General features: G+C 67.8%; 18 protein-coding genes, 1 tRNA gene and 1 pseudogene. 10 read left to right on the top strand and 10 right to left on the bottom strand.

What is annotated here, in order from left to right:
* Window positions 1-152: 152 nt before the first annotated feature.
* Genes DID98_RS34880 through DID98_RS34870 form a run of 3 tightly spaced genes read right to left on the bottom strand, consistent with a single transcriptional unit; the run spans window position 153 to window position 3140 of the window.
* Window positions 153-896: a phosphoadenylyl-sulfate reductase gene (locus tag DID98_RS34880; protein ID WP_124572198.1), complete on the bottom strand. Its 744-nt coding sequence runs from the start codon at window positions 894-896 to the stop codon at window positions 153-155.
* Window positions 893-1435 (bottom strand): DUF934 domain-containing protein, encoded by a 543-nt coding sequence (locus DID98_RS34875; protein ID WP_044845618.1) that lies wholly within the window; start codon window positions 1433-1435, stop codon window positions 893-895. The genes DID98_RS34880 and DID98_RS34875 overlap by 4 nt, the downstream gene beginning before the upstream one ends.
* A 25-nt stretch (window positions 1436-1460) precedes the next feature.
* Entirely contained in the window at window positions 1461-3140 is a 1680-nt protein-coding gene (locus DID98_RS34870; protein ID WP_044845617.1) for a nitrite/sulfite reductase, read from the bottom strand.
* Window positions 3141-3357: 217 nt separating this feature from the next.
* On the opposite strand from DID98_RS34870, the gene DID98_RS34865 reads away from it, so the two are divergent.
* The 4 genes from DID98_RS34865 to DID98_RS36035 all read left to right on the top strand — a co-directional run bounded on the left by DID98_RS34865 (window position 3358) and on the right by DID98_RS36035 (window position 6045).
* Window positions 3358-4299, top strand: coding sequence for a CysB family HTH-type transcriptional regulator (locus tag DID98_RS34865; protein WP_009689198.1), 942 nt, complete (start codon window positions 3358-3360; stop codon window positions 4297-4299).
* A gap of 64 nt (window positions 4300-4363) precedes the next feature.
* Window positions 4364-5521 carry an ABC transporter substrate-binding protein gene (locus tag DID98_RS34860; protein ID WP_124572197.1) on the top strand — a complete coding sequence of 386 codons (1158 nt, stop codon included), beginning with the start codon at window positions 4364-4366 and terminating at the stop codon, window positions 5519-5521.
* Between the two features lie 105 nt (window positions 5522-5626).
* Window positions 5627-5711: transfer RNA gene (locus DID98_RS34855), tRNA-Leu, on the top strand.
* Between the two features lie 163 nt (window positions 5712-5874).
* Window positions 5875-6045 carry a hypothetical protein gene (locus DID98_RS36035; protein WP_185640929.1) on the top strand — a complete coding sequence of 57 codons (171 nt, stop codon included), beginning with the start codon at window positions 5875-5877 and terminating at the stop codon, window positions 6043-6045.
* Window positions 6046-6084: 39 nt separating this feature from the next.
* On the opposite strand, the gene DID98_RS34850 is transcribed toward DID98_RS36035, so the two are convergent.
* Window positions 6085-6975, bottom strand: a complete 891-nt coding sequence (locus DID98_RS34850; protein ID WP_124572196.1) for an alpha/beta fold hydrolase — start codon at window positions 6973-6975, stop codon at window positions 6085-6087.
* Window positions 6976-7080: 105 nt separating this feature from the next.
* Here DID98_RS34850 and DID98_RS34845 point away from each other — a divergent pair, with 105 nt between their 5' ends.
* The gene (locus tag DID98_RS34845; RefSeq protein WP_124572195.1) at window positions 7081-7968 is read left to right on the top strand and encodes a LysR family transcriptional regulator; all 888 of its coding nucleotides are present in this window, start codon (window positions 7081-7083) and stop codon (window positions 7966-7968) included.
* A 128-nt stretch (window positions 7969-8096) separates the two neighbouring features.
* On the opposite strand, the gene DID98_RS34840 is transcribed toward DID98_RS34845, so the two are convergent.
* The 3 genes from DID98_RS34840 to DID98_RS34830 all read right to left on the bottom strand — a co-directional run bounded on the left by DID98_RS34840 (window position 8097) and on the right by DID98_RS34830 (window position 10682).
* Window positions 8097-9026 carry a LysR family transcriptional regulator gene (locus tag DID98_RS34840; protein ID WP_124572194.1) on the bottom strand — a complete coding sequence of 310 codons (930 nt, stop codon included), beginning with the start codon at window positions 9024-9026 and terminating at the stop codon, window positions 8097-8099.
* Window positions 9027-9215: 189 nt separating this feature from the next.
* Window positions 9216-9989 carry an SDR family oxidoreductase gene (locus DID98_RS34835; RefSeq protein ID WP_124488484.1) on the bottom strand — a complete coding sequence of 258 codons (774 nt, stop codon included), beginning with the start codon at window positions 9987-9989 and terminating at the stop codon, window positions 9216-9218.
* A 192-nt stretch (window positions 9990-10181) separates the two neighbouring features.
* Window positions 10182-10682, bottom strand: a complete 501-nt coding sequence (locus tag DID98_RS34830; RefSeq protein WP_124572193.1) for a DinB family protein — start codon at window positions 10680-10682, stop codon at window positions 10182-10184.
* A 210-nt stretch (window positions 10683-10892) separates the two neighbouring features.
* On the opposite strand from DID98_RS34830, the gene DID98_RS34825 reads away from it, so the two are divergent.
* Window positions 10893-11609: a pseudouridine synthase gene (locus DID98_RS34825; protein WP_124572192.1), complete on the top strand. Its 717-nt coding sequence runs from the start codon at window positions 10893-10895 to the stop codon at window positions 11607-11609.
* Window positions 11610-11714: 105 nt separating this feature from the next.
* Window positions 11715-11903 carry a hypothetical protein gene (locus tag DID98_RS34820; RefSeq protein ID WP_124521520.1) on the top strand — a complete coding sequence of 63 codons (189 nt, stop codon included), beginning with the start codon at window positions 11715-11717 and terminating at the stop codon, window positions 11901-11903.
* Here the strand turns inward: DID98_RS34820 and DID98_RS34815 are convergent.
* Window positions 11886-12923: an NAD-dependent epimerase/dehydratase family protein gene (locus DID98_RS34815; protein WP_124521609.1), complete on the bottom strand. Its 1038-nt coding sequence runs from the start codon at window positions 12921-12923 to the stop codon at window positions 11886-11888. The genes DID98_RS34820 and DID98_RS34815 overlap by 18 nt on opposite strands.
* Window positions 12924-13029: 106 nt before the next feature.
* Here DID98_RS34815 and DID98_RS34810 point away from each other — a divergent pair, with 106 nt between their 5' ends.
* From DID98_RS34810 to DID98_RS34800, 3 genes are all read left to right on the top strand, one after another.
* Window positions 13030-14061: a CDP-6-deoxy-delta-3,4-glucoseen reductase gene (locus DID98_RS34810; protein ID WP_044845608.1), complete on the top strand. Its 1032-nt coding sequence runs from the start codon at window positions 13030-13032 to the stop codon at window positions 14059-14061.
* 296 nt (window positions 14062-14357) lie between these two features.
* Window positions 14358-15542, top strand: a complete 1185-nt coding sequence (locus DID98_RS34805; protein WP_044845607.1) for an acetylornithine transaminase — start codon at window positions 14358-14360, stop codon at window positions 15540-15542.
* A 13-nt stretch (window positions 15543-15555) separates the two neighbouring features.
* The gene (locus DID98_RS34800; RefSeq protein WP_124521518.1) at window positions 15556-16011 is read left to right on the top strand and encodes a GNAT family acetyltransferase; all 456 of its coding nucleotides are present in this window, start codon (window positions 15556-15558) and stop codon (window positions 16009-16011) included.
* Window positions 16012-16032: 21 nt separating this feature from the next.
* On the opposite strand, the gene DID98_RS34795 is transcribed toward DID98_RS34800, so the two are convergent.
* Window positions 16033-16704 (bottom strand): DUF2278 family protein, encoded by a 672-nt coding sequence (locus tag DID98_RS34795; protein ID WP_124572191.1) that lies wholly within the window; start codon window positions 16702-16704, stop codon window positions 16033-16035.
* A gap of 270 nt (window positions 16705-16974) precedes the next feature.
* Window positions 16975-17172: pseudogene (locus DID98_RS34790) on the bottom strand (ABC transporter ATP-binding protein); the annotation flags it as partial.

Below are 17172 nucleotides of genomic sequence, written 5' to 3'. Positions count from 1 at the left end.
AGCCAGTCGAGGTGGCCCATGCGGTCGTCGGCACCGGTGGGCGGGGCAAAGGCGGATTGCTCGAGCGTCGTGCTCATGATTTCAGTCCTTCTCTTCTGGGTTCGTGCCGCCCGCTGTCGCGGGCGGCGCAATATTCGGTTTCTTGTCGGCTTTCAGTGCGCGGCGCCGGCTTCGGCGTTCGCGGGAATCGGCGTGATCGTGATGTGCAGCCCGCATTCCTTCGTGTCGCGCGACTCCCACCACCAGCGGCCCGCCCGGCTGTCCTCGCCGGGGCGGATCGCGCGCGTACACGGCTCGCAGCCGATGCTCGGATAGCCGCGCGCGTGCAGCGGATTGACCGGCACGTCGAATGCCTTCAGGTACGCCCACACGTCGGCTTCCGTCCAGTCGGCGAGCGGGTTGTACTTCGCGATCCCGCGCGCTTCGTCCTGTTCTTCCTCGTGCAGCTCCGCACGCGTGACCGACTGCTCGCGACGCTGGCCCGTGACCCACGCGCCGACGTCGGCCAGCGCGCGGTTCAGCGGCTCGACCTTGCGGATGTGGCAGCACGACTTGCGCAGCTCGACGCTTTCGTAGAATGCGTTCAGGCCGTGCTCGGCGACGTACTGGTCGACCGCGTCCTGCTGCGGATGAAACTGCTCGATCTCGTAGCCGTAGCGCTCGCGCACGCGGTCGATCATGCCCAGCGTTTCCGCATGCAGGCGACCGGTGTTCAGCGAGAAGATGCCGATCGACACGCCCTTCGACAGGATCGCGTGCGTGAGCAGCATGTCTTCCGCGGCGAGGCTGCTCGCGAACTTCACCTTCTCGTGGCTCGCGCCGATCTGCGCGAGCAGCGCGTCGAGGCGCTCGACCTTCGCGGCCAGTTCGGGCGTCAGTGCGGTCGCGGCGCTCATGCGCTCACCTTCGCGTCGGCCGCGGCCGCGCGGCGGCGGAACAGCGGCGCCGGCTCGTCGAATGCGCCCTGGTAACGCTGCGTGAATTCGCCGAACGCGTTCAGTGCATCGTGGATGTCCTTGTCGGCACGCACCGCGAACGCGTCGAAGCCGCAACGCGACATGTACAGCAGCTGGTCGCGCAGCACGTCGCCGATCGCGCGCAGCTCGCCGGTCCAGCCGTGGCGCTCGCGCAGCAGGCGCGCGATGCTGTAGCCGCGGCCGTCCGCGAAGCGCGGGAAATCGACGGCGATCAGCGAGATCGCACCGAAGTCGGCCACGAGATCGGCCGGCTCGCTGTCCGGCGCGAGCCACACGCCGAGTTCGTCCTTCGTCTTCGCGGCGACGAGCGCCGCGCGCTCGGCCTGCCACAGGGTGAACGGCACCAGCACCTTGCCGGCCGGCAATGCGTCGACCGCGGGCAGCGCACCGTCTTCCGCCGCGCGCACGACCTGCCATGCGTCGTCGATCACTGCGCGGTTCTTGATAATCGAAGCCATCTGCAAATTCCTTCTACCCGGTTGGTTACGCGTTGACTGCCTGGCGCGCCGCATACACGCGCTCCTTGAACGGAGCGATGCCGATGCGGTCGTACGTGTCGATGAAGCGCTCGCCGTCGATGCGTGCCTCGACGAACGTGTCGATCAGCTTCGCGATCACGCCCGGCACTTCCTCCGCGGAGAACGACGGCCCGATCACGCGGCCGAGGCGCGCGCCGTTGCGGCCCGTGCCCTGCTCGCCGCCGAGCGACACCTGGTACCACTCGGCACCGTCCTTGTCGACGCCGAGGATGCCGATGTTGCCCACGTGATGATGACCGCACGAGTTCATGCAACCGGAAATGTTCAGCGACAGGTCGCCGAGATCGTACACGTAGTCCAGATCTTCGAAACGCTGCTGGATCGCCAGCGCGATCGGGATCGACTTCGCGTTCGCGAGCGAGCAGAAATCGCCGCCCGGGCACGCGATGATGTCGGTCAGCAGGCCGACGTTCGGCGTCGCGAAGCTGGCCGCCTTCGCCTTTTCCCACACCGTGAACAGGTCGCGCTTCTTCACGTTCGCGAGGATCAGGTTCTGCTCGTGCGACACGCGCAGTTCGCCAAGCGAGTACGCGTCTGCCCAGTCGGCCACCAGGTCCATCTGCGCGTCCGTCGCGTCGCCCGGGGCGACGCGGTGGTCCTTCAGCGACAGCGTGACCGCGGCATAGCCCGGCACCTTGTGCGGCGCGACGTTGCGCTCGACCCAGCGCGCGAACGCCTTGTTCTCGAGCAGGTGCTGTTCGAACGACGCGTCGGTGTCGGCCAGCTTCTCGTAGACGGGCGGCTGGAAGTACTGCGACACGCGGTCGACTTCCGCCTGCGTGAGCGTCGACGGGCCGTCCTTCAGGTGCTGCCACTCTTCCTCGACCTGCTGCGCGAACTTCGCGGGCGACAGCGCCTTCACGAGGATCTTGATACGCGCCTTGTACAGGTTGTCGCGGCGGCCGTAGCGGTTGTATACGCGCAGCACGGCTTCACAATAGGTGAGCAGGTGCTGCCACGGCAGGTCTTCCTTGATCACCGCGCCGATGATCGGCGTACGGCCGAGGCCGCCGCCCGCGAGGATGCTCGCGACCACCTCGCCCTGCGCGTTCTTCTTCAGGTACACGCCGAGATCGTGGATCTGCACGGCCGCGCGGTCGTGCGTCGAGCCCGACACCGCGATCTTGAACTTGCGCGGCAGCCACGCGAATTCGGGATGGAACGTCGACCACTGGCGCAGGATTTCCGACCACGGACGCGGATCGATCTCCTCGTCCTGGGCGACGCCCGCGAACTGGTCCGCCGTGATGTTGCGGATGCAGTTGCCCGAGGTCTGGATGCCGTGCATCTGCACCGACGCGAGCTTCGCGAGGATCTCCGGCGTTTCCTCGAGCTGGATCCAGTTGAACTGGATGTTCGAGCGGGTCGAGAAGTGGCCGTAGCCGCGGTCGTGTTCGCGGGCGATGCGCGCCAGCATCCGCAGTTGGTCGCTGCGCAGGTTGCCGTACGGAATCGCGATGCGGTGCATGTATGCGTGGCGCTGCATGTACAGGCCGTTCTGCAGGCGCAGCGGACGGAATTCTTCTTCGCTCAACTCGCCCGACAGCCGGCGGCGCACCTGATCGCGGTACTGCGCGACACGCTCGTCGACGATCGTCTGGTCGTATTGGTCGTACTGATACATTCGGGGACCCCAGGGGTTTTCGTGGTGACCGCGCGACGTCCTAGCCACGTCGCGCCCGAATCTCCGTTCCGCCGCCATCGCCGGCCTTGCGCGGCCCGGCTGGATTGCTAATGACGAAAACAGATATCCATATTTGAAAAACTCCGGTGAATCGTAATAAACTCGCCTTATATTTCAAACGACTAAAAAATTCTGTTGATATGCGGAAGGGTTATAAATGAACCTGCACCAATTTCGCTTCGTGCGCGAGGCCGTCCGGCAGAATTTCAACCTCACCGAGGCCGCCAAGGCGCTCTACACGTCGCAACCGGGGGTGTCGAAGGCGATCATCGAGCTCGAGGACGAGCTCGGCGTGGAGATCTTCACGCGGCACGGCAAGCGCGTGCGCTCGCTCACCGAGCCGGGCAGGATCATCCTCGCATCGGTCGAGCGGATCCTGCAGGAAGTTGAAAGCCTTAAAAGGGTCGGAAAAGATTACGCGGCGCAGGATCAGGGCAACCTGACGATCGCCGCCACCCACACGCAGGCCCGCTACTCGCTGCCGGCCGCGATCGCCGAGTTCAAGAAGCGCTTCCCGAAGGTGCACCTGTCGATCCTGCAGGGCAGCCCGACGCAGGTCGCCGAGATGGTGATCCACGACCAGGCCGATCTCGCGATCGCGACCGAGGCGATCGCCGACTACAAGGAACTCGTGTCGCTGCCCTGCTTCCAGTGGCATCACGCGGCCGTGGTGCCGGCCGACCATCCGCTACTCGAACGCAAGCCGGTCACGCTGGACGATCTCGCGCAGTACCCGCTGATCACGTACGACGACGCGTTCGCCGGCCGCAAGAAGATCAATCATGCGTTCGCGCTGCGCGGGCTGTCGCCGGACATCGTGCTGGAGGCGATCGACGCCGACGTGATCAAGACCTACGTCGAACTCGGCCTGGGCGTCGGGATCATGGCCGACATCGCATTCAACCCGGAGCGCGACCGCAACCTGCGGCTGATTCCGGTCGGCCACCTGTTCGGCAGCAACGTGACGCGTGTCGCGCTCAAGCAGGGCGCCTATTTGCGCAGCTATGTGTATACGCTCGTCGAGCTGCTGTCGCCGACGCTGAACCGCAAGCTGATCGAGCAGGCGCTCAAGGGCGAATCCGAATCGTACGAGCTTTGACAGACAGGTATAACGACAGGGGCGCAAATCGCGCCCCTTTTTATTGCCCGACGGAGATTTCCGCATGACGCTTCCCGCCCTGTTGCGCCGCGCCGCCGGCGCCGCCCTCGTGCTCGCCTGCGCGGCCGCGCATGCCGACCTGAAGGTCGGCGTCGACCTGTCGTCGACCGGCCCGGCCGCCGCGATCGGCATCACCAGCAAGAACGCAATCCTGATGTGGCCGAAGACGATCGCCGGGCAGCCGGTGCAGGTGACGGTGCTCGACGACGCGTCCGACCCGGGCGCGGCCGTGCGCAACATCCGCAAGCTGGTCGACGAGGATCGCGTCGACGTCGTGGTCGGGCCGAACATCACGCCGGCCGCGCTCGCGGCGCTCGACGCGGTAGCCGCCGCCCAGACGCCGATGATCACGCTGGTCGGCTCCGGCGCGATCGTCGAGCCGCAGGAAGGCGCGCGGACCTGGGCATTCAAGATGGCGCAGAGCGACAGCGCGATGGCCGACGTGATGACGCGCTACATGGCCAACCACGGTGTGAAGACGGTCGGCTTCATCGGCTTCGCGGACAGCTATGGCGACAGCTGGCTGAACGAATTCACGCGCTTCGCGGAAATCCGCAAGATCCGCGTGATCGCGACGGAACGCTTCAACCGCACCGACGCGAGCGTCACCGGCCAGGCGCTGAAGCTGATCGCCGCGAAGCCCGACGCGATCCTGATCGCCGGCTCGGGCACGCCGGCCGTGCTGCCGCAACGCACGCTGATCGAGCGCGGCTACAAGGGCGCGATCTACCAGACGCACGGGATCGCCACGCCGGAATTCATCAAGCTCGGCGGCAAGGACGTCGACGGGACGCTGTTCCCGACCCAGCCGGTGGTCGTCGCGCGCACGCTGCCTGCCGACCATCCGGCCCGCAAGGCCGCGCTCGCGTTCGTCGATGCGTATGAAGCGAAATACGGCGCCGGCACGGTCACCCAGTTCGCGGGCGACGCGGCGGGCGTGTACCCGCGCCTCGCCGACGCGGTCGGCCGCGCGCTCAAGGCCGCGCAGCCCGGCACGCCGGGCTTCCGCGCGGCGCTGCGGCGCGAACTCGAACGCGCGCACGAACTCGTCGTGCCGAACGGCGTCGTCAACACCAGCGACAAGGATCACGTGGGGCTCGATCAGCGCGCGAGCGTGATGGGGATCGTGAAGCAGGGCCGATTCGTCTATCTGAGCCAGTAACGCACGGGCGGTCGCCGGACAGCTTGCCCGGTGCCCCGTTTTCCGCCATAATTCGCGTTTCGCCGCGCACAATCAGTACGAATCGCATGCGCGGCCAGGATCAAAGCCCAGGTGGTGAAATTGGTAGACGCAGGGGACTCAAAATCCCCCGCCGCAAGGCGTGCCGGTTCGATTCCGGCCCTGGGCACCAGTCTTTCGCAGCGTCAATGCGCTGCACTGTCGAAACCCGCGCAAGCTCGCCGCTTCGCGGGTTTTTTGTTGGTTTTTTGTTTGTTGCGCGCGCCACGCACGCCGCAACGCACGCCCTTGCCCGGCGGTCCAAGCATCAGGACACGCAAGCACGGAGGCCGCTCATGTCCACGCGCGTCTTCTTTTCGAGCCCGATCCGCCGCTGCGTGCTTGCCGCGCTGTTGTCGATCATGCTGAGCGGATGCGACCTGCTGCGCGAGCCGCCCGTGCCCGACTGGCCAGGGCCGCACGCGCCCTACCCGTTCCCGGACAGCATCCCGCATCGCACCGAGTGACCGGTTCGATCGACCGCGCACCGAGGTGCGGCCGCGCGTTCAGCGTTGCTCGCAGAACCGCGCGATCGCGTCCGCAACCGCTCCCGGCGCCTCGCGCTGCGGAAAGTGCCCGACACCGTCCAGCACGGCGCGCTCGTAGCGGCCGGTGAAGAACCGCTCGCGCCCGGCCGAAGTCTCGGGCCCGTTGCAGGCGTCCGCGCCGCCGTGCAGCACGAGCGTCGGCACCGACAGCACCGGTGCGGGTGTCAGTTGCGCGTCGTCTTCCGCATACGCGGCCCCGCCGTCGACGAATCCCCAGCGATAACGGTACGAGTGCAGCACCACGTCGATCCAGTCCGGGCCGTCGAAGGCAGTCGCGGCCGCGTCGAAGTCGCGTTCGTCGTACCAACCGGCCGGCGACCACGTATCCCACATCAGGCGCGCGAACGCCCGGCGATCGTCGCGCAGCGCCTGCTCGCCGCGCGGCGTCGCCAGGAACCAGTGATACCAGTAGTTGCGCGCCTGCGGCAGCGACAACGGCTGGGCCGGGTCGTTCGTGCCGTATCCCACCGACAGCATCACCAGATGCGAGGCCGCGCCGTCGCGCAACCCGCACGCGTTCGCAACCGCGCGCGCACCCCAGTCGTGCCCGACCAGCACGGGCCGCTCGATGCCGAGCGCGTCGATGAATTCGAGCAAGTCGCGGCCAAGCGCCGCGAGCCGGCCGCTGCGCGGCGTCGCGGGATCGCGAAAGCGGGTCGGCGCGAAACCGCGCAGCGCGGGCGCGAGCACGCGGTAGCCGCGTGCGGCCAGCGTTCGAGCCACGGCCTCCCAGCCGACCGGGCTGTCCGGCCAGCCGTGCAGCAGCACGGCCACGCGTTCGCCGCGCGGGTTCCATTCGAGATAGGCGAGTTCGAGCGACGCGGTCGTCGCATAGCGGTAAGCGGTCATGTGCACTCCGGTTGGTCAGCCTGAATGCCCGATGGTAGGCCCGTCTCTCATCACGATTCGCGGCGTATCATGACTAATTCTTCAAGTATCGTGGTGAATCAACCGATGGAACCGCTGACCGATCCCGCGTCGACCGCGCTCGACATCGCGCTGTTGCGTACCTTCCTCGAAGTCGTCGACAGCCGCGGCTTCGCGCCGGCCGCGGAGCGCCTCGCGCTGACGCCGTCCGCGGTCAGCGGCCACATCAAGCGGCTCGAGCAGGCGGCCGGCACGGTGCTGCTCGCGCGCACGACGCGCCGCATCGCGCTCACGCCGGCCGGCGACACGCTGTACGCGTACGCGCGCAACATCGTCGACATGGAGCGCGAAGTGCGCGCGAGGCTGCGCGGCGCGCCGGCGCACGCGCGATTGCGGGTCGGCGCGTCGGAGGATTTCGCGGGCGCATGGCTGCCGCAGGTGCTGCGCACGTTTCGCGACAGCCATCCGCGCACGTCGATCGAACTGAAGGTCGGGATCACCGCGGCGCTGCTGCGCGAGCAGACGCTGGGCCGGCTCGACGTCGTGTTCGGCAAGCAATGCAGGCAGGTCGACGCGCCGGGCGAACTGCTGTGGGAAGAACCACTGGTATGGGCGTTCGCGTCGGATATGGCAATCGACACCGAAGGCGAAGTGCCGCTCGCGCTGTTTCCGGAGCCGTGCGTGTACCGGGAAGCCGCGGTGTCCTCGCTCGCGGCCGCGCTGCGGCCCTTTCGCGTGCTGTTCGAAAGCGCCAGCATGGCCGGCTGCATATCGGCCGCGCTCGCCGGCTTCGCGGTCACGGCGCTCGCACGCAGCCAGTTGCGCGACGGCCTGCGCACGTGCGGGGCGAATGACGGCCTGCCGGCGTTGCCGGCCGCGTGCTTTTACGCGTTCGCGTCGAAGCCCGACGGCGCCTGCGCCGCGCTGATCGACGCGGTGCGGACGACCGGGCGCACGCGGCAGTTCGCCGCCTGAGTGCACGCGACGCGATGGCCGCACGTGCCGGACATACCCGCGCATGCCGCGTCGCACCGACGCCGATCGATCGGCGTCACCGGCCGGCGAATGGCGGGCGGCCCGCAGTTGCGGCCACGACGCCGCTTTCAGTCGCCGGTGCCGGCCGCGCCCGTGTCGTTCAATGCATCCGCCATCAACGCCCCGAACCATTCGACGAATGCGTTGAGCCGCCTCGACCGGTGCCGCCGATGCGGATATACGGCCGACACGTCCATCGGCGCGGCCCGATGGCCGGGCATCACCTCGACCAGCGCTCCGCTGTCGAGCAGATGCACGACGTCGAAGCGCGGAATCTGGATCAGCCCCATGCCTGCGATGCAGCTCGCGATATAGGTTTCAGCGTTGTTGACGATCACGCGGCTCGGCAGCGTCAGCGTATGCCGCCCGCCGTCCGCGCAGTATTCCCAGCCGAGCTCGCGGCCGGTCGTCGGCGACGCATAGCCGATCGCCCAGTGCCCGTGCGCAAGCGCATCGGGATGCTCGGGCACGCCGCATTCGCGCAGGTAGTCGGGGCTCGCGCAGTTGATCAGCGCGAACTGCCCGAGCGGCCGCACGACGAGGCTGCTGTCCGCGAGCCGCCCGACCCGGATCGCGCAGTCGACACCCTCCTGCACGAGATCGATCGAGCGGTCGGTCGAGCCGAGCGACAGTTGCAGCTTCGGGTAGCGGCGAAACAGCGACGGCAGCGCGGGGGCGATCACGCGGCGCGCGATCCGGCTCGGCGCATCGACGTTCAGCCGCCCGATCACGTCGCGATCGCGACGCCGGAACAGCCGGTCGAGCTCGTCGGCTTCCGCGAGCAGGCGCCGGCCACGCTCCAGCAGCAGCGCGCCGTCGGCAGTCAGCTGGACCTGCCGAGTCGTACGGTGCAACAGGCGCGTGCCGAGCGCGGTCTCGAGCTGCTGGACGGCGGCCGACACGGTCGCGCGCGGCACGTCGAGCGCGTGGGCGGCCTTGATGAAGCTGCCCATCTCGGCAACCTGAAGGAAGATTCTGACCTGATCCAGCTTGTCCATCGGCAGGCAGAGAACGTGGGTTCGGACGACCGCGGCCGGCAAGCGCCGCGCGTCGCGGCCGATTCCGGCGGCACAGATGAAACGGGCGCGCGGCGTTGTGTCCGCGCGCCCGTCCATTGTCCATGCAAACGGTCCATTGCGGGTCGCCGCGCACACGACGACCGCCGGCACGGCCCGTTACCGGGTCGATTACTTGGTCGTATAGCCGCCGTTGATCAGGATCGTCTGCCCGGTGATCCACCAGCCGTCGGTCACGAGATGACGGATGAACGGCACGACGTCCTCGATGTCGGTGAGGCCCGTCTTGCTGAACGGCGACAGCGCGGCGGCCGTCTTGTGATACGCGACCGCGTCGGCGCCTTCGGCCGGATAGAAGAACGGCGTATCCATCGGGCCGGGCCCGACCGCCGTCACCGAGATGCCGCGCGCGCCGTACTCCTTCGACGCCGCGCGCGTGAAGTGCTCGACCGGCGCCTTCGATCCTTCGTAGGCCGCATAGAACGGCGTGAACGCGCCGAGCAGCGACGTCACGAGCGTGACGAGCTTGCCGTGATCCTCGAGGTGCCGCCCCGCTTCCTTGATGAAGAAGAACGCCGACTTGCTGTTCACCGCGAACATCTCGTCGTACTCGGCCTCGGTGATTTCGGTGAACGGCTTCTTCAGCACCTTGCCGACGGTATTGATCGCGATGTCGATCTTGCCGAAGCGCTGCTTCGCATCGCCGAACAGCTTCTCGACCGCGGCGGCCGTCGTCAGGTCGGCCTGGAACGTCGCGGCATCCGCGCCGGCCGCGCGCACGGCAGCGGCCGTCTCTTCGGCCTGCGCCTGCGATGCCGCGCTGTTGTAGTGAATCGCCACCGCCTTCGCGCCGTGGCCGGCCAGGTCCCGGGCGATCAGCCCGCCGAGATTCTTGGCGCCGCCTGCGATCAGGACGACCTTGTCTGCGAGCGTATGAGTAGCCACGGTTGACTCCTGTTTGCGTTGAATGAAGCTAGGAGTGTAGGCACGCGCGACGTGCCGGTCAGCCGGGCACGGCTGGATGAATTATCCAGAAAAACGATCCAATCAGGCATCCGGAACGGTGGGCTGCCCCACCGACGAACGCGACGAAATCCGCTCGACACGACACGATGCACGGCCGCCGGGCCGTGCGGTTCAGCGCGCGTACAGCACCGCGTCGATCTTGCCGAGCAGCCACTGCATGCCGGCCAGATGCTGCTGGTCGTGGCTGCACAGGTAATGGACGAGACCGCGCACGGTCAGCGCGCCGTAGCCTTCGAACTCGCCGGTGCGCGCAAACTGCCCGGGCGTGAGGCGCGACACGAGGTTGAGCGTCTCGCGCCGCGCGTCGCGAATCGCCGCGAGCACGTCGGACGCGTACGCGGCGTCGTAGCGGCGCTCGAGCGCGAGCGCATCGCCGTCGACCGACACGAGCAGCGGGTGATCTTCGTCGAGCATCCGCCGCAGCCGCACGTGGTAGCCGTCGATTTCGATGTCGCGCACGTGGCAGAGCTGCCCGAGCGGCGAGAAATGCTCGCTCGGGATCCCGCTCCAGTCGTCGGGGGTCCAGCGCGCGTAGCCGTCCGGCACGGCGGCGAAATGCGCTTCGAGCTGACGGGGGAAATCGGCGAGTGCATCGAGCGTCGTCGGATTCATGCGGCGAACTCCGTGTCGGATGGAGACGGCGATAGCCCCGGTACGGGCGTGCCGCCGTCGTGGCGCGACTTCACGCTGAAGCCGTACGCCCCTTGCATGCGACGTCCACTTTCCGTGAAGAACAAACGTGCGGCGCGGCGCTCCGGCAGCTTACCAGCGCGGGCGGGTTCGTGCCGGTGCCGGCGCGTGGCTTGATAGAATGCGCGCGCTATGGATCTCGAAAGCATTCTCTACACGCAGGGCTTCGGCTCGCGCCGCCAGTGCCGCGGCCTGATCGAAACGGGCCGCGTCACCGTCGCGGGCGCGAGCGCGACCGACCCCGACGCGTCGTTCGACACCGACGGCCTCGTGTTCACGGTCGACGACACCGCGTGGCCGTTCCACGCCCGCGCGTATCTCGCGCTCAACAAGCCGGCCGGCTACGAGTGTTCGCGCGAGCCGCAACACCACGCGAGCGTGTTCAGCCTGCTGCCCGCGCCGCTCGTCGCACGCGGCGTGCAATGCGTCGGCCGCCTCGACCAGGACACGACGGGCCTGCTGCTGCTGTCCGACGACGGCCAGTTCGTGCACGCGTACACGTCGCCGAAGCGCAAGGTGCCGAAAACCTACGTCGCCACCGTGCGCCACCCGCTCGACGACGCCCAGCTGGACGCACTGCGCGCCGGCGTGCAGCTCCACGGCGAGCCGAAGCCGATCGCGGCGGTCGCCGCCGACGCGCGCGACACGCACGCGCTCGCGCTGACCGTCCTCGAAGGCAAATATCATCAGGTGAAACGCATGGTCGCGGCCGCGAGCAATCGCGTCGAGGCGCTGCACCGCGAAAGCATCGGAGGGTTCAGGCTGCCGGACGACCTGGCGCCGGGCGCGTGGCGCTGGCTCGGGGAAGACGACCTTTCAGCCCTGCGCAATCCCGTCAAAACCCTGTAAGGGAAAATCCGCACGATCGTTCGATGTCGGGCCGCGTCGCGGCCGCCCGATCCCCCGCTATACTGAAATCACAAGCTGTACGAGCAGCAATGCAGGGGAGACATCATGAACTTCAACCATTCTTTCGAACTGTCGTACGTGACGATCGCGTTCGCGGTCGTGGGCGCCATCGTGATCGGCGCGCTGCTGGCCGCGATGCACATGAAGCACAAATACCATCCGAACCTGATCGGCGCGCTGATCGGCGCGCTGTTGTGCTTCCTGCTGATCGAGGCGTTACCGGCGCTGACCTGACGCGCCGCGCGGCGCGAGCGTTTGAAGGAATTCGTCTACGGTCGGATAGCGCAACGTCACGCACAATTCGGCCTTGAGCCGCGCATTGGACAGGCGCCGCGACTCGCGCATGAACGACAGGAGCGCCGGCTCGAGTTGCTGCTCGGCGTCCGCGCGGCTGATCCGCGGCGGCGGCGGCAGGCCGAACACCTGCGCGACCCGGTCGAAATACTCTCCCATCCGCAGTTCGCTGTCGTCCGACGCGTGCACGGCGCGCGCCGGCTTGCCCCGCACGGCCGCACGACGCAGGATCGCCGCGAGATCGTCGGCGTGGATGTGGTTCGTGTAGACGTCGTCGGCCGCGTCGAGTGCCGGCGTGCCGCGCTCAAGCCGCGCGAGCGGCAGCCGGTTCGCCGCGTAGATGCCGGGAATGCGCACGATGCGCGCGGACAGCACGCCGCGCACCGTCGCCGCCCGCAGCTGACGCTCGGCCGAGACGCGCCGGAACGCGCGCGGATTCGCGGGGCGCAGCGGCTGCGTTTCGTCGATTCGGGCGCCGCCGCAGTCGCCGTAGACGCCCGTCGTGCTGGCGTAGACGAGCGTCGGCGCGCGAAGGGCGTCGGGTACAATACGCGCTTCCCGCACCGGCACGCCGGCCTGTCGGGTCGCGGCGCGCAGCGTGCGGAGCCGGCCGACCGACGACACCGCCGGTGCGGACGGCCGCCGCGCAGGCACGGACAATGCGGCGATCAGCGCACGGGTGCGGCGATCGTCGCGGCCGTCGGATTGCGGCGGCGCGAGATGCAGGATCGTGCGGGCGAGGCCCGCGATACGTCCGAGCGTCGCCCGGCGATCGAGGTCGCCGACGAGCGGCGTCGCGCCTGCCGCGCGCAGTTCGTCGCGGCGGCCCGGATGGCTCGTCAGCGCGACGATGCGCAGGTTGCGGCGCGCATCGCGCCATTGCGCGACGCAGCGCAGGCCGACGTCGCCGCAGCCGACGATCAGGACGCGCGGCCGGCGCAGGATTCGAGTCGCGATCATGTTGGTTGCGAAATCAGTAGCCACCGTTGCGCGGCGCGCAACGGGTTTGCATTGTAGCTGCCGTGCGCGATATGCACGGTCCCCACATTTTGTTCTATTTGGTTCTATGGCATTCAACGTTACTCTCAAGCAAAGCGGCCGGCAGTTCCAGGTCGAGTCGGACGAAACCGTGCTGGCGGCGGCGCTGCGCCAGAACGTCCATCTGCCGTACGGGTGCAAGAACGGCGCGTGCGGCTCCTGCAAGGGCCAGATCGTGTCGGGCCAGATCGAACAGGGCCCGCACGCCGCGTCGGCACTGTCCAACGACGAGCGCACGCGCGGCCTCGCGCTGCTGTGCTGCTCGAAGGCGCAATGCGACCTCGAGATCGACGTGCGTGAAATCGCCGGTGTCGACGGCGTGCAGGTGAAGAAGCTGCCGTGCCGGATCGCCGCGCTCGAGCGCCGCGCCGACGACGTGATGGTCGTGAAGCTGCAGCTGCCGGCCAACGAGCGCCTGCAATACCTCGCGGGCCAGTACGTCGAGTTCATCCTGAAGGACGGCTCGCGCCGCAGCTACTCGATGGCGAACGCGCCGCACGAGGAAGGCCCGATCGAGCTGCACATCCGCCACATGCCGGGCGGCAAGTTCACCGACCACGTGTTCGGCGCGATGAAGGAACGCGACATCCTGCGCTTCGAAGGCCCGCTCGGCACGTTCTTCCTGCGCGAGGACTCCGACAAGCCGATCGTGCTGCTCGCATCGGGCACCGGCTTCGCGCCGATCAAGGCGATCGTCGAGCACGTGAAGCACCGGGGCATCACGCGTCCGATGACGCTCTACTGGGGCGCACGCCGCAAGAAGGACATCTACCTCGGCGAGCTTGCCGAGCAATGGGCACGCGAGATCCCGAACTTCAAGTACGTGCCGGTGCTGTCCGAGCCGGACGACGCCGACCAGTGGACCGGCCGCACCGGCTTCGTCCATCGCGCGGTGATCGAGGACCTGCCCGATCTGTCGGGCCACCAGGTGTACGCATGCGGCGCGCCGGTGATGGTCGAATCCGCACAGCGCGACTTCACGCAGCACCACGCGCTGCCGGCCGACGAGTTCTACGCGGACTCGTTCACGAGCGCCGCCGATCTCGCGCATCCGGTCTGAGCCCCGGGCGCGCCCGCGCGCCCCGCTGCGCGCCGCCGTGTCACATCCGTGGCATCGCGACGGTTTACAGTGGGGCGCGGGATGCCTTATGCTTGCGCACATGAACCGCTTCCTGTCCGCACTTCGACGTCGCCGCTCGCCGCTCCGCCCGGATGCCGCCGGCTCGTCACGGACTCGCGCGTAACCTACTCCTCCGCTTCACCGGTTACGCACAAGCTGTTCGACCCACCAGCCACGGCCTTCCGTGGCTTTTTTATTGCCCGCTTTCCTTTCAACGTCCGCTGGAGTCTGCTGCCATGCCCCTGAACGATTACCCGATCGACTCGCTGATGTACATCACGAACCGCCCCGACATCGTGTTTACGCACGGCAAGGGTTCGTGGCTCTACGATCACACGGGCAAGCGCTATCTGGACTTCATTCAGGGCTGGGCCGTCAACAGCCTCGGCCACTGCAACGACGGCATCGTCGAAGCGCTGAAGACGCAGGCGGAGAAGCTGCTGAACCCGTCGCCCGCGTTCTACAACGAACCGATGGCGAAGCTCGCTGGCCTGCTCACGCAGCACAGCGTATTCGACAAGGTGTTCTTCACGAACAGCGGCGCGGAAGCGAACGAAGGCGCGATCAAGCTCGCGCGCAAGTGGGGCCGCAAGTTCAAGAACGGCGCGTACGAGATCATCACGTTCGACCACAGCTTCCACGGCCGCACGCTCGCGACGATGTCGGCCAGCGGCAAGCCGGGCTGGGACACGATCTACGCACCGCAGGTGCCGGGCTTCCCGAAGGCCGAGCTGAACGACATCAACTCCGTCGAGAAGCTGATCACCGACAAGACCGTCGCGGTGATGCTCGAGCCGATCCAGGGCGAAGGCGGCGTGATCCCGGCCACGCGTGAATTCATGCAGGCGCTGCGCGCGCTGACGAAGCAGCACGACCTGCTGCTGATCGTCGACGAAGTGCAAAGCGGGTGCGGCCGCGCGGGCACGCTGTTCGCGTACGAGCTGTCCGGCATCGAGCCGGACATCATGACGCTCGCGAAGGGCATCGGCGGCGGTGCACCGCTCGGCGCGCTGCTGTCGAAGGCCGACGTCGCGGTGTTCGAGGCCGGCGACCAGGGCGGCACGTACAACGGCAACCCGCTGATGACGGCCGTCGGCTATTCGGTGATCTCGCAGCTCGTCGCGCCCGGCTTCCTCGAAGGCGTGCGCGAGCGCGCCGAATACCTGAAGCGCAGGCTGCTCGAACTGTCGGAGGAACGCGGCTTCGAGGGCGAACGCGGCGAAGGCCTGCTGCGCGCGCTGCTGCTCGGCAAGGACATCGGCCCGCAGATCGTCGAGAAGGCCCGCGACATGCAGCCCGACGGCCTGCTGCTGAACGCTGCGCGCCCGAACCTGCTGCGCTTCATGCCCGCGCTGAACGTCACGACCGAGGAAATCGACCAGATGATGGCGATGCTGCGGTCGATCCTCGACACGCTCTAAGGAAACCACCGCGATGGATGCCGCCGCCGATGCTGTCGCGATCCGCCCGTTCGAACGCACCGACACCGATGCCGTGCTGGCCGTGTGGCGCGATGCGTTCCCGCAGTACGACGAAGCCGGCGCGCCGCCGCACCGCGATCCGCTGCGCTCGATCGAGCTGAAGCTCGCGACGCAGCCGGAGCTGTTCTTCGTCGCGACGTGCGGCGCGCGGGTCGTCGGCACGCTGATGGCGGGTTTCGACGGACATCGCGGCTGGCTCTACTCGTTCGGCGTGTCGAACGACGCGCGGCGGCTCGGCATCGGCCGCGCGCTGATCGCGCATGCGGAACGCGCGCTCGCCGCGCGCGGCTGCCTGAAGATCAACCTGCAGGTGCTGCCCGGCAACGACGATGCATGCCGCTTCTATGCGGCGCTCGGCTATCGCGTCGAGGAACGCATCTCGTTCGGCAAGACGCTGCCGGCCGCGTGACGCCGCCGGCAGCCGCCGCGTTCAGCGCGTGATCGGCCCCGCGTCCGGCAGCGGATTGCCGAGCGCGTCGGTCGGCACGGCCTGCTGCTCGAACGCCGCGAAATACGCGGCCCACTGCGACTCGCTCACGCGCACGATCAACGCGCCGTCCTGCCACACGTCGTTGTGATCGTTGTGGTCGTTGCCCGCGCGATGCAGGTAGTTCGCGCCTGTCGAACCCTGGTTCATGTGCGTGTCGTGGATGCCGTTGCCCTCCCTATACGTGCGGCCGAACACGACGACGTCGAGCCCCTGCGACTGCGCGGCATTGACGAGTCGCAGCAGCGACGGGATCGGCTCCGCGTTCTCGGTGCCGTCCATCACCGCGCTGGCACGCCATGCGCCCGTCTCGTTCAGGATGTCGCTGCGCAGATAGTCGAGCGCCGGCAGCGCGGTTTGCCCGGTGAGATCGGTATAGCCCTCGGCCACGGCCGCGAGCGTCGCCGTGACCGGATGATGGAAATCGTAGACGAGCTTGTAGTTCAGCAGGTCGTCCGCGTCGTTGGTGCCGACGTTGATCGCGACGTCCCAGTCGCCGGACGGCAATGCGAGCGTCAGGTGGATGTGATACTGGATCTCGCTGCCGTGTGGCGAGCCTTTCAGCTGCGCCACCGACGTCACCTTCGCCTTCACGAAACCGTAATCCAGACTCATGGGTGCTCTCCGTGTCCCGATGAACCGACCATGCTACGCAGCCTGCGTGACGGTTGGTGGACGGCAGGTAGCGGACGGCGTTCGTGCTACCGTGTCCCGCGCCGCATGGTCGGCGTCACTGTCGAATGCATGGAGTCGCATCCGCGCGCGCAGTTCGCCGCCGGGCGCGCCGCATGAAAAAAAGGCTGTCACGGTATCCCGTGACAGCCTTTCGAAAGCCCTTGCGCGGCACGCCGGCATCCACCGCCGCGCCGCACCGGGCCCGCTCATTTACTCACCCAGATACGCAGCCCGCACCTTCGGATCGTCGAGCATCTGCTTGGCGTCGCCTTCCATCGTGACCGTGCCGGAATCCATCACGTAGCCGCGATCGGCCGCCTGCAGCGCGAGCCGCGCGTTCTGCTCGACCAGCAGCACCGTGATGCCCTCCTTCGAGATCTCGCGCACCACTTCGAAGATCTTCTCGAC

This window comes from Burkholderia sp. Bp8984, assembly GCF_003853755.1.
Taxonomy (GTDB): domain Bacteria; phylum Pseudomonadota; class Gammaproteobacteria; order Burkholderiales; family Burkholderiaceae; genus Burkholderia.
Note: the sequence above shows the minus strand (reverse complement) of the source record. Positions and strands in the feature narration are given on the sequence as shown.